At 67.1% G+C, this 10,945-nt stretch carries 12 protein-coding genes and 1 pseudogene; 7 read left to right on the top strand and 6 right to left on the bottom strand.

Annotated elements, in window-relative coordinates; translation table 11 throughout:
• A partial coding sequence (locus tag ADBZ6I_RS12345) for an integrase core domain-containing protein (RefSeq protein WP_526384211.1) occupies positions 1-405 on the top strand: 405 nt, incomplete at its 5' end.
• A gap of 183 nt (positions 406-588) precedes the next feature.
• On the opposite strand, the gene ADBZ6I_RS12340 is transcribed toward ADBZ6I_RS12345, so the two are convergent.
• Positions 589-1,809, bottom strand: coding sequence for an IS256 family transposase (locus ADBZ6I_RS12340; protein ID WP_526384217.1), 1,221 nt, complete (start codon positions 1,807-1,809; stop codon positions 589-591).
• Between ADBZ6I_RS12340 and ADBZ6I_RS12335 the strand changes: the two are divergent.
• Positions 1,796-2,143: pseudogene (locus tag ADBZ6I_RS12335) on the top strand (IS481 family transposase); the annotation flags it as partial. The gene ADBZ6I_RS12340 and the pseudogene ADBZ6I_RS12335 sit on opposite strands and share 14 nt — an antisense overlap.
• A gap of 70 nt (positions 2,144-2,213) precedes the next feature.
• On the opposite strand, the gene ADBZ6I_RS12330 reads toward ADBZ6I_RS12335, so the two are convergent.
• A complete protein-coding gene (locus ADBZ6I_RS12330) occupies positions 2,214-3,245 on the bottom strand; it encodes a DEDDh family exonuclease (protein ID WP_526384209.1) in 1,032 nt (343 codons plus the stop codon).
• Between the two features lie 56 nt (positions 3,246-3,301).
• On the opposite strand from ADBZ6I_RS12330, the gene ADBZ6I_RS12325 reads away from it, so the two are divergent.
• Both ADBZ6I_RS12325 and ADBZ6I_RS12320 read left to right on the top strand, forming a co-directional pair.
• A complete protein-coding gene (locus ADBZ6I_RS12325) occupies positions 3,302-4,552 on the top strand; it encodes a MurT ligase domain-containing protein (RefSeq protein WP_526384215.1) in 1,251 nt (416 codons plus the stop codon).
• On the top strand, positions 4,549-5,256 hold the full coding sequence (locus ADBZ6I_RS12320; RefSeq protein ID WP_526384207.1) for a type 1 glutamine amidotransferase: 708 nt from the start codon (positions 4,549-4,551) through the stop codon (positions 5,254-5,256). Before ADBZ6I_RS12325 ends, ADBZ6I_RS12320 begins: the two co-directional genes overlap by 4 nt.
• A 25-nt stretch (positions 5,257-5,281) precedes the next feature.
• On the opposite strand, the gene ADBZ6I_RS12315 is transcribed toward ADBZ6I_RS12320, so the two are convergent.
• The 3 genes from ADBZ6I_RS12315 to ADBZ6I_RS12305 all read right to left on the bottom strand — a co-directional run bounded on the left by ADBZ6I_RS12315 (position 5,282) and on the right by ADBZ6I_RS12305 (position 7,290).
• Entirely contained in the window at positions 5,282-6,163 is an 882-nt protein-coding gene (locus tag ADBZ6I_RS12315; RefSeq protein WP_526384205.1) for a type IV toxin-antitoxin system AbiEi family antitoxin, read from the bottom strand.
• 112 nt (positions 6,164-6,275) lie between these two features.
• Positions 6,276-6,887 (bottom strand): recombination mediator RecR, encoded by a 612-nt coding sequence (gene recR / locus ADBZ6I_RS12310; protein ID WP_526384203.1) that lies wholly within the window; start codon positions 6,885-6,887, stop codon positions 6,276-6,278.
• A gap of 10 nt (positions 6,888-6,897) precedes the next feature.
• Positions 6,898-7,290, bottom strand: coding sequence for a YbaB/EbfC family nucleoid-associated protein (locus tag ADBZ6I_RS12305; RefSeq protein ID WP_526384201.1), 393 nt, complete (start codon positions 7,288-7,290; stop codon positions 6,898-6,900).
• A gap of 105 nt (positions 7,291-7,395) precedes the next feature.
• Here ADBZ6I_RS12305 and ADBZ6I_RS12300 point away from each other — a divergent pair, with 105 nt between their 5' ends.
• Positions 7,396-8,154: an Rv3717 family N-acetylmuramoyl-L-alanine amidase gene (locus ADBZ6I_RS12300; protein ID WP_526384213.1), complete on the top strand. Its 759-nt coding sequence runs from the start codon at positions 7,396-7,398 to the stop codon at positions 8,152-8,154.
• On the opposite strand, the gene ADBZ6I_RS12295 is transcribed toward ADBZ6I_RS12300, so the two are convergent.
• Positions 8,151-8,588: an SRPBCC family protein gene (locus ADBZ6I_RS12295; protein ID WP_526384199.1), complete on the bottom strand. Its 438-nt coding sequence runs from the start codon at positions 8,586-8,588 to the stop codon at positions 8,151-8,153. The two genes, ADBZ6I_RS12300 and ADBZ6I_RS12295, sit on opposite strands and share 4 nt — an antisense overlap.
• 50 nt (positions 8,589-8,638) lie before the next feature.
• On the opposite strand from ADBZ6I_RS12295, the gene ADBZ6I_RS12290 reads away from it, so the two are divergent.
• Positions 8,639-10,003: an FAD-binding oxidoreductase gene (locus tag ADBZ6I_RS12290; RefSeq protein WP_526384197.1), complete on the top strand. Its 1,365-nt coding sequence runs from the start codon at positions 8,639-8,641 to the stop codon at positions 10,001-10,003.
• The coding region (locus tag ADBZ6I_RS12285; protein WP_526384195.1) for an SAM-dependent methyltransferase at positions 10,000-10,945 on the top strand (946 nt) is incomplete at its 3' end. The genes ADBZ6I_RS12290 and ADBZ6I_RS12285, both read left to right, overlap by 4 nt.

Below are 10,945 nucleotides of genomic sequence, written 5' to 3'. Positions count from 1 at the left end.
GGCTACTCGATGGACTCGCGGATGAAGTCGCGGCTGGCCACTCAGGCCTTGGCCAACGCCGTCATCCGCCGCGGGGAGGTCGCCGGCTGCGTGCTACATAGCGACAGGGGAAGCCAGTTTCGAAGCCGGAGATTCGTTCTTGCACTTGGCCGTAACGACATGGTCGGCTCTATGGGCCGTGTCGGGGCGGCCGGGGACAACGCCGCCATGGAGAGCTTCTTTTCCCTGCTGCAGAAGAACGTCCTGGACCGGCGGCGCTGGAACACCCGTGAGGAACTTCGCATCGCGATCGTCACCTGGATCGAACGTACCTACCACCGGCGCCGCCGCCAAGCCGCGCTCGGACGGTTGACCCCGATCGAATTCGAAGCAATCATGACCACACCGGCCGATCAGGCCGCGTGACTAACTGTGTCACCTGTTCCTGCAGCAGACCCAAGTGTGACGACACGCTGTAGTCGTCGTTGATAGCGAAGGCCTCCTGCCGTGGAAGTGGAGCTAATACGACTTCACTCGCTACAACAGGTCACGTCCCGTGGGGTGGTGTAAGAGCGGTCGGCTGTTCGCGTAAGGCTCTGCTGTTGTTCACTATGCCGTGAGCGCTGCTGTGGCGGCAACTGTTTCGGTGTTGTCCTGACTGTTGGTGGTGAGCAAGGCGAGGGTGGTTTCGGAGAGGTAGCGCTTGTCAGCGACTTGCCATTCGTCGTGGGCCTCGACGAGGACCGAGCCGGCCAGGCGCAGCAGGGCGGCGGGGTTGGGAAAGACTCCGACGACGTCGGTGCGCCGTTTGATCTCCTTGTTCAGCCGCTCCAGGGGGTTGGTCGACCAGATCTTCTTCCAATGGGGCACAGGGAAATCAGCGAACGCGGTGATGTCCTCGGCGGACTGGCGCAGCATGGTTTCGACCTTGGGGAACTGGCGGCCCAGCATGCCGGCGATGGTGTCGAGTTGTTCACGGACGTGCTCAGCATCGGGCTGGGCGAAGATCGTGCGGATCGCTGCGGCGACCATCTCCGCGGATCCCTTGGGAATCTGGGCCAGCAGGTTGCGCAGGAAATGGACCCGACACCGCTGCCAGGCAGATCCGATCAGGACCGCCTCGATGGCCGAGCGCAGCCCGGCGTGGGCATCAGAAATCACCAGCTGCACCCCGGCCAGGCCGCGGGATTTCAGCGACCGTAAAAACGCCGTCCAGAACGCTCCGTCCTCGCTGTCGCCGACCTCAAAGCCCAGCACCTCGCGCCGTCCATCGGCGGCTACGCCGGTGGCGATGACCACCGCCTGGGAAACCACCCGATGATTCACCCGAGCCTTGCAGTAGGTGGCATCGAGAAACACATACGGGAAGCGCTGCTCGCCCAGCGGCCGGTCCCGGAAAGCGGCGACTTCGGTGTCGAGGTCTTTGCAGATCCGGGAGACTTCGCTTTTGGAGATCCCGGTGTCAGCGCCCAGGGCCTTGACCAGATCGTCGACCTTGCGGGTGGAGGTGCCGTGCAGATAGGCCTCCATCACCACCGCGAACAGGCACTGATCGACCCGGCGGCGGCGCTCCAACAACGCCGGGAAAAACGACCCCGACCGCAGCTTGGGGATGCGTAACTCCAGATCCCCGGCCGTGGTCGACAGGGTGCGCAACCGCGACCCGTTGCGCTGATTGGTGCGCGTCTCGGTCCGCTCATGGGGCTGCGCGCCGATGAACGCCGTCAGTTCGGCCTCGATCAGCGCCTGATAGATCGTCTCCGCAGCCTGGGTGATCCGCTCCCCGGCATCGGCGGTGCGCAGTGCGTCAAGCACCCCCAGCGCCTTGATTCACGTTGACGTCAAGAAGCTGGGCAACATTCCCGTCGATGGCGGCTGGCGTTTCGTCGGCCGCGTCCAGGGGCGCAAGAACCGGCAGGCCACACTGGGCGCCACACGCAGCCGCCATCGCAATGAATTGCTGAGACACGCCTTCGTACACACCGTCATCGATGATCACTCCAGAGTGGCCTACGCCGAAGTCGATGACGATGAGACCGCTGAGACCGCTGAGACCGCTGAGACCGCTGAGTGTGTACTCCGACGCACCGTGGCATGGTTCGCCGTTCGCGGGATCACCGTCGAACGCGTTCTCTCCGACAACGGCGGCTGCTACCGCTCACACGCCTCCAACACTCCGCGACAGGCAAGGTCCCACCGATCACGCGGTTAACTAACCTGCCTGGGCAGTACAGCTAGAACAGCGCGAACTGCTTGCCGTGGTAAACCGGCTGGACGAACTCGTCGATACCCGTGCCGCCGGCCACCCGGGTCACGCCGCGCATGAACTGTTCGTCGGTGACCGTCGGGACACCGAGCTCGCGCGCCTGAAAACCCTTGCCCTGCTCCGGCACCGGCTCGTTGCAGATCACCAGCGACGTCTCCGGATCCACCGCATCGGTGTAGGCCAGACCGGCGTGCAGGATGCGTTCCACCAGCTCCTCGTGGGTGCGCTTGACCTCCGCCGACAACGCCACCCGCATGCCCTGGACCAGCGGCCCGCCGCGCTGGTAGCGGCCCGGGTTCTGGTAGGGACAGGCCATCCGCGACGCCAGCATCTTCAGCGGCCGCAGTTCCTCATGGGTGACCCGCCCGTTGGGCCACCGCCGTCGGCCGACCGGCCGAACCGGCAGCCACACGTCACGCTCGCGGGCCCGCCGCAGCGCCGGGGCCAGCACCCGGGAGAGCACCAGCGCGTCGTCGAACGCGTCGTGGGCTCTGGTCTGGGGGACATCCCAGTGCCGCGCAAGGGTTTCCAGACGCAGATTCTCCAGCCCCAGATCGAGCCGGCGGGTCAGCTCGACGGTGCACATCACCCGGTCGACCGGCAGCACGGCCTGGGCGAGTTCGGCCTCGGCGACCAGGAAGGAGTAGTCGAACGGGGCGTTGTGGGCCACCAGGGTGCGCCCGTGCATCAGTTCGGCGACATCGGCGGCGATGTCGGCGAAGGTGGGCTGGTCCTCCAACATCTCCGGGGTGATGCCGTGCACGTGGACCGGTCCGGGGTCGACGCCGGGGTTGAGCAGGCTCACCACGGAATGCTCGACTGTGCCCGACGGATCGAGCGCCAGGGCGGCGATGCTCAGCACCCGGGCCTGCCCCGGACGGAAACCGGAGGTCTCGACGTCGACGACCACCCAGCCGTCGTCGCCCTCCCGTGCCGGCCTGCCCCAGGTGCTGCTCACAGACCTCAGGATGGCATGCGGCTCCGACAGCCGGGGGTACATCGGCACCGTGTCGGGCCACCGGCGAATACACTCACCAAGCGATGACCAGGCCCCGGATGACAGTGCGCGGACGCTCCGCGCTGGCGCTGGGCTCGGCGGCCCGCTGGGCCTCCCGCGTCACCGGGCGCGGCGCCGGAGCCATGATCGGCGGCCTGGTGGCGATGACCCTGGACCGCTCGCTGCTGGGGCAACTGGGAGCCGGACGGCGCACCGCGATCATCACCGGAACCAACGGCAAGTCGACGACCACCCGGATGCTGGCCGCGGCACTGCGGACGTGCGACCGCGTCGCGACCAACGGTGAGGGCGCCAATATGGACGCCGGCCTGGTGGCCGCCCTGGCCGCGGACCGCGGGGCATGCCTGGCGGCCCTCGAGGTCGACGAGATGCACGTCCCGCATGTGGCCGACGCCGTCGAGCCGGCCGTCATCGTGCTGCTGAACCTGTCCCGCGATCAGCTGGACCGGGTGGGCGAGATCAACCACATCGAACGGACGCTGCGCGCGGGCCTGGCCCGGCATCCGGATGCGGTGATCGTGGCCAACTGCGACGACGTGCTGATGACTTCGGCGGCCTACGACTGCCCGAATGTGGTGTGGGTGGCCGCCGGGGGTGGCTGGGCCGGCGACTCGGTGAGCTGCCCGCGCAGTGGTGAGGTGATCGTGCGCGACGGTGAGCACTGGTATTCCACCGGCACCGATTTCAAGCGACCCACTCCGCAGTGGCGGGTCGATCGCGAAAACCTCTACGGCCCAGAAGGTCTGGTGTTGCCGATGCAGCTTTCGCTGCCGGGCACCGTCAATCGCGGCAACGCGGCACAGGCGGTGGCGGCGGCGGCGGCGATGGGCGCAGATCCGGCCGCGGCGGTGGCGGCCGTGTCCGGGGTCGACGAGGTGGCCGGCCGGTACCGCACGGTGCGGATCGGCGATCACACCGCCAGACTGCTGCTGGCCAAGAACCCGGCCGGCTGGCAGGAGGCGCTGTCGATGGTCGACAAAACCGCTGCGGGGGTTGTCATTTCGGTCAACGGTCAGGTTCCCGACGGCGAAGACCTGTCGTGGCTGTGGGACGTCCGATTCGAGCACTTCGCCGATGAGCGTCTCGCGCGAAGAGAATCCGGGCTGGCTACGTCGGTGGTGGCCGCCGGCGAACGCGGCACCGACCTTGCGGTGCGACTGGGGTACGCCGGCGTCGAGCACTCGCTGATGCACGACACCCTGGCGGCCATCGCCTCCTGTCCGCCCGGGCACGTGGAGGTCATCGCGAACTACACGGCGTTCCTGCAGTTGCAGCGGAGGTTGCCGTGACAGTGCGGATCGGGTTGGTGCTGCCCGACGTGATGGGCACCTACGGTGACGGCGGCAACGCGGTGGTGCTGCGACAGCGGTTGCGGCTGCGCGGGATTGACGCCGAGATCGTCGAGATCACCCTGGCCGAACCGGTGCCGGACTCGCTGGACCTCTACACCCTCGGCGGGGCGGAGGACTACGCCCAGCGGCTGGCCACCCGGCATCTGCTGCGTTATCCGGGCCTGCAACGCGCCGCCGAGCGGGGCGCCCCGGTGCTGGCCATCTGCGCGGCCATCCAGGTGCTGGGGCATTGGTATGAGACCTCCGCGGGCGAACGGGTCGACGGCGTGGGACTGCTCGACGTCACCACCTCGCCGCAACCTGAACGCACCATCGGCGAAGTGGTCTCCACGCCATTGGTCGAGGGCCTCTCCGAACGCCTCACCGGATTTGAAAACCATCGCGGCGGAACCACTCTCGGACCAGATGCACGGGCCCTGGCCGCGGTCGTGACGGGTGCGGGCAACCGGCTCGGCGACGGCGTCGACGGCGCGGTTCAGGGCAGCGTGTTCGCGACATACCTGCACGGCCCGTGCCTGGCCCGCAACCCGGAGCTGGCCGACATGCTGCTGTCCAGGGTCGTCGGACCGCTGCCGCCGCTGGATCTGCCGGAGGTCGACCAGTTGCGCCGGGAGCGGCTGGCGGCACCCCGGCGGGTGTGACGCCTTTCTGGCGGCGAAACCGACATTACGCAGCGCAAGTGCGAGTGATTGTCTGCATTTCGTCGATCTCGATGCCGCCGCGGCGCACGAAAGCCTCGCGCACACGTGCCAGAACGGCGGCTGGACGGTCCTCGGCAATAACTCTGATGATCTCCCAACCCATCTCTTGCAGCATGGGTAACCGGCGGAGGTCCTTCACATACTGACGGCGATCGGTGCGGTGCTGGTCGCCGTCGTACTCGATGCCGAGTTTGATTCGCTCCCAGCCCATATCGATGAAGGCGACGGGAACACCGCCGTCGTACACGGCTATCTGCGTATCCGGAAGAGGCAATCCCCCGTCGACGAGCAATAGCCGTAGCCAACTCTCTCTCGGAGATTCCGCCCCGTCGTCCACTACGCACAGCAACTCGCGTAGCTGGCGCACACCCCTCGCCGGTCCGTAACGATCAATGAGTAACTCGACATCACCGGGTGCGAATGGCGTCGCACGCATAAGAGCGTCCATGCGAGCAAGTGCGACCGATCGGCGATGGTGACGTCCCAGATCGAACGCCGTCCGGACGGGATTGGTGACCGGCAGGCCGCCAAGCGCCTCTACCTCGTCGGGGCAGAAGCGATCCATCCTGATCGTCAACCCAGACTGGCGGCGGCGCTCTCCGACCAAGACCTCGATGAGCTCATCGTTGTCCACCCAGTCCGCTCCATGTAAGGCCGATGCTGCGACGCCGGCAATCACACCGCTGCGACCGGTCGTCAGCCAGGCACCTACCGCCCGGTCACGCAACGTCGGCGCCGCATTCTTCGGGACGTACACCCCTCGAAACAGCGGCCGGTACCAACGCTGCAAAACATGACGGCTCATGCCCGCGCCGATCGCTTCCCTACCTAAGAACACTTCAGTCATGGGCGGCATCGTGCCGGTGATGTCTGACATGCGCCGAGATCGACGAAATGGTGCGTTCTACTCGCACTTTCTCGGCCGTTTGTCGGTTTGCCCGACGGAAGGGCGCGAAGGCCTAGACCATCGAGCGGCGGCCGGACAGCGCCCGGCCCAGCGTCAACTCGTCGGCGAACTCCAGGTCGCCACCCATCGGCAGACCCGAGGCGATGCGGCTGACGGCCAGCCCCGGAATATCGCGCAGGATGCGCACCAGGTAGGTGGCGGTAGCCTCGCCCTCGGTGTTGGGGTCGGTGGCGATGATCACCTCGGTGATGTCGACACCATCGACCCGCTCGCCAATCCTGTTGAGCAGCTGACGGATCCGCAACTGCTCCGGGCCGATCCCGGACAACGGATCAAGCGCACCGCCGAGCACGTGGTAGCGCCCTCGGAACTCACGGGTTCGTTCCACCGCCTGCACGTCCTTGGGTTCCTCGACCACACAGACCAGCGAGCCGTCCCGGCGCGCGTCGCTGCAGATGCGGCAGCGCTCGGCGTCGGAGACGTTGCCGCACATCTCGCAGAACTGCACACCGTCGCGCACCCGCGACAGCACCGCGGTGAGCCGGTCGATGTCGGGCGGCTCGACGGAAATCAGGTGGAAGGCGATCCGCTGGGCACTCTTCGGCCCGATACCCGGCAGCTTGCCGAGCTCGTCGATCAGATCCTGAACGGGGCCTTCGAACATCGGGGCAGGACTACTCGGGCAACGGTCGCCCGGAGGCGGCGGCCAGCGGGCCGAGGACCTCCTTGACCACATCGCGCATGTTCTCCGCGGCGCTAGTCAGGGCGGCCAGAATGAGATCCTCCAGGGTCTCGACGTCGTTGGGGTCGACGACCTGCGGGTCGATCTGGATGCCGAGCACCTGCCCACTGCCGTTGAGGGTGACCTGCACCAGGCCGCCACCGGCCGAGCCGGTGACCTCGGTCGCGGCAATCTGCTCCTGGGCGTGCATCAACGCGTGCTGCATCTGTTGGGCCTGGACCATCGCCTGCTGCAGCTGTTGAAGGCCCTGAGCGGCCTCCGGAGACATCTGCTGGGGGACCTGCTGGCCGAAGGCTCCCAAACTGCCGGGATCACCGGGTTGCATGACAGTCTCCTTGCGTTGTGGTCTCGAGTTGGTTGCGCCTGGCGTTTCTCGCAGCCGATGACTTTCAAGCCTAGACGGCCAGGGTTTACCGTGACGCTCGTGCTGATGAACGTCCCCCTGCGTGTCGTTGCCGCAGCCGCCTCCGGCGTCGTGTTGGCCGCATCCTCGCTGGCGGCGCCGGTGACGCACGCAGCGCCGGGCAGCGTCGCCGGCATGATCGTGTTCCTCGATCCCGGCCACAACGGCGCCAACGACGCCTCGATGACCCGCCAGGTGCCCAACGGGCGCGGCGGCACCAAGGACTGCCAGACCTCCGGCACCAACACCGACAGCGGCTACGCCGAGCACACCTTCACCTGGGACACCACGCTGCGGATCCGCGCTGCGCTCAACCAGCTCGGCGTGCGCACGGCGATGTCCCGCGGCAACGACGACCAGGTGGGGCCGTGCGTGGACGAGCGCGCCGCGATGGCCAACTCGCTGCAGCCCAACGCGGTGGTGTCGATCCACGGCGACGGCGGCCCGGCCACTGGACGCGGGTTCCACATCCTCTACTCCAGCCCGCCGCTGAACGCCGTGCAGGCCATTCGGTCCGTGCAGTTCGCCCGGATGATGCGCGACCAGCTGTCCGCATCGGGTATTCCGCCGTCGACCTATATCGGCAGCGCCGGGCTCAATCCCCGTTCCGACATCGCCGGGCTGAACCTGGCGCAGTACCCGTCGATCCTGGTGGAACTGGGCAATATGAAGAACCCGGTGGACTCCGCGCTGATGAGTAGCGAAGAAGGCCGGCAGAAGTACGCCGACTCCGTGGTCAAGGGCATCGTCGCGTTCCTGCAGACCCAGCCTCCGCGAACCAGCTAAGCCTCGATCTCTTTCTTGAGGTTGGCCAGCACCTCGTCCTGGATCTTGCGCAGGCCGAGCGGGGCGAACGTCTTCTCGAAGAATCCTTTGATGCCGCCGGCTCCCGTCCAGGTGGTCTTGACCGTCACCGAGGAGCCGGTGCCGGCGGGGGCGACGGTCCAGTTGGTCAGCAGGGTGGAGTTGGCGTCCTTCTCGATGACCGTGCGGCCGGCCACGTCGACGGCGGCCTGCACCTGACGGGACCGGGACTCGGTGGCCTGCAGTGTCCAGGCGACGACGGTGCCCTTGCCCGTACCGCCCTTGATGACGCGGTACTCGCTGTAATGCGAGGAAAGAATCTTGGGCCGCATCGTCGTGTAGTCAGCGACCGCGGCGAGAACTTTCGCAGGCTCGGCGTTGACCAGAATGCTGCTGGAGGCGCTGACCTGTCCCATCCAAACTCCTCGGGGTGCGGCGGCTGCTGATTCGGGATTAGCGTAATCATGTGACCAGTGGGGGAGCATTGGCCGCCCACCACCGGGGGGTGCAGCGGTTATTGCAGAGCTATCGGGCCATTCCACCGGACTCGTCGGTGCGGCTGGCCAAGAAGACGTCGAACCTGTTCCGCAGCCGGGCCCGCCGCGACGCCCCGGGCCTGGACACTTCAGGACTGACCGGCGTCATCTCCGTCGACCCGCACACCCGCACCGCCGACGTGCAGGGCATGTGCAGCTACGAGACGCTGGTCGCGGCGACCTTGCCGCACGGACTGTCCCCGCTGGTGGTTCCCCAGTTGAAGACGATCACCCTCGGCGGGGCCGTCACCGGGCTGGGCATCGAGTCGGCGTCGTTCCGCAACGGACTGCCGCACGAGTCGGTGCTGGAGATGGACATCCTTACCGGGGACGGTGAGATCGTCACCGCCAGCCGCGACGAGCACCCCGACCTGTTCCGCGCCTTTCCGAATTCCTATGGCACGCTCGGCTATTCGGTGCGGCTTCGCATCGAGCTGGAACCCGCGCCGCCCTTCGTCGCACTGCGGCACCTCCGATTTCACACCCTGACCGACCTCGTTGAGACGATGCAGCGCATCGTCATCGACGGGGAGTACGCGGGCACCGTGGTGGACTACCTCGACGGGGTTATGTTCAGCGCGACGGAGAGCTACCTGTGTCTGGGCGTGCGGACCTGCTCCCCCGGGCCGGTCAGCGATTACACCGGCCAGTCCGTGTACTACCGGTCGATCCGGCAACGGCAGCAGGACCGGCTCGCCATCGCCGACTACCTGTGGCGCTGGGATACCGACTGGTTCTGGTGCTCAAAAGCTTTCGGCGCGCAGCACCCGGTGATCCGACGGCTGTGGCCGCGCCGGCTGCGGCGCAGCAGCGTGTACTGGAAACTGATCGCCTACGACCACCGATTCCGGATCGCCGACCGTATCGAAGCAGCCCACGGCCGCCCGCCACGGGAACGGGTGGTGCAGGACGTCGAAGTGCCCGTCGAGCAGTGCGTGGAATTCCTCGAATGGTTCCTGGCCGAGGTGCCGATCGAACCGCTGTGGCTGTGCCCGTTGCGGCTGCGCGATCCGGACGGCTGGCCGCTGTACCCGCTGCAGCCCGGGCACATCTACGTCAACGTGGGCTTCTGGTCGTCGGTGCCTGCCGGGCCGGAACCCGGCGCGACGAATCGACTCATCGAAACCGAGGTCAGTGCACTGCACGGCCACAAATCGCTGTACTCGGATGCCTTTTATGGCCGCGAGGAGTTTGAACGGCTCTACGGCGGTGAAATCTACAAAACCGTCAAGAAACGGTACGACGCGCAGGCGCGCCTGCTCGACCTCTACGCGAAGGCGGTGGGAAACCAGTGACGACGTTGAGTCTCGCCGGCATCGTGGAGCGGTTCGCCGCCGATGGTGAACTGCCACTGCGGTTCACCGCCTACGACGGCAGCAGCGCCGGACCGCCGGACACCCGGCTCGGGCTGGAGCTGCTGACACCTCGGGGCACCAGCTATCTGGCCACCGCCCCCGGCGATCTCGGGCTGGCGCGCGCCTACGTCTCCGGAGACCTCGACCTGCGCGGTGTGCATCCGGGGGATCCCTACGAACTGCTCAAGGCGCTGGCCCGCGCCGACCTGCGGCGGCCACCCGCGCGGACGCTGATCGACATCGTCCGCTCGCTCGGCGTGGAGCACCTCAAACCGGTGGCCCCGCCGCCGCAGGAGGCGTTGCCACGCTGGCGGCGGGTGGCAGAAGGGTTGCGGCACAGCAAAAGACGCGACGCTGACGCAATCCACCATCACTACGACGTGTCCAACACCTTCTACGAATTGGTGCTGGGTCCGTCGATGACCTACACCTGTGCGTGCTACCCGGACGCGGGCGCGACGCTGCAACAGGCGCAGGAGAACAAGTACCGGCTGGTGTTCGAGAAGTTGCGGCTGCGGCCCGGTGACCGGCTGCTCGACGTCGGCTGCGGGTGGGGCGGCATGGTGCGCTACGCCGCCCGCCACGGCGTGCGCGCTCTCGGGGTGACGCTGTCACGCGAACAGGCGCTGTGGGGCCAGAAGGCCATCGCCGAGCAGGGTTTGGCCGACCTCGCCGAGATCCGGCACGCCGACTACCGCGACGTCCGGGACGGCGGGTTTGACGCGGTGTCGTCGATCGGACTGACCGAGCACATCGGGGTGGCCAACTACCCGTCGTACTTCCGGTTCCTGCAGTCCAAGTTGCGGATCGGCGGGCTGCTGCTCAATCACTGCATCACCCGCCCGGGCAACACCCGGCCGGCCGGCGCGGGGCACTTCATCG

Source organism: Mycobacterium sp. (genome assembly GCF_044342925.1).
Classification (GTDB): Bacteria; Actinomycetota; Actinomycetes; order Mycobacteriales; family Mycobacteriaceae; genus Mycobacterium.
The sequence above is the reverse complement of the archived record's forward strand: the minus strand, read 5'-3'. Positions and strand labels throughout refer to the sequence as shown.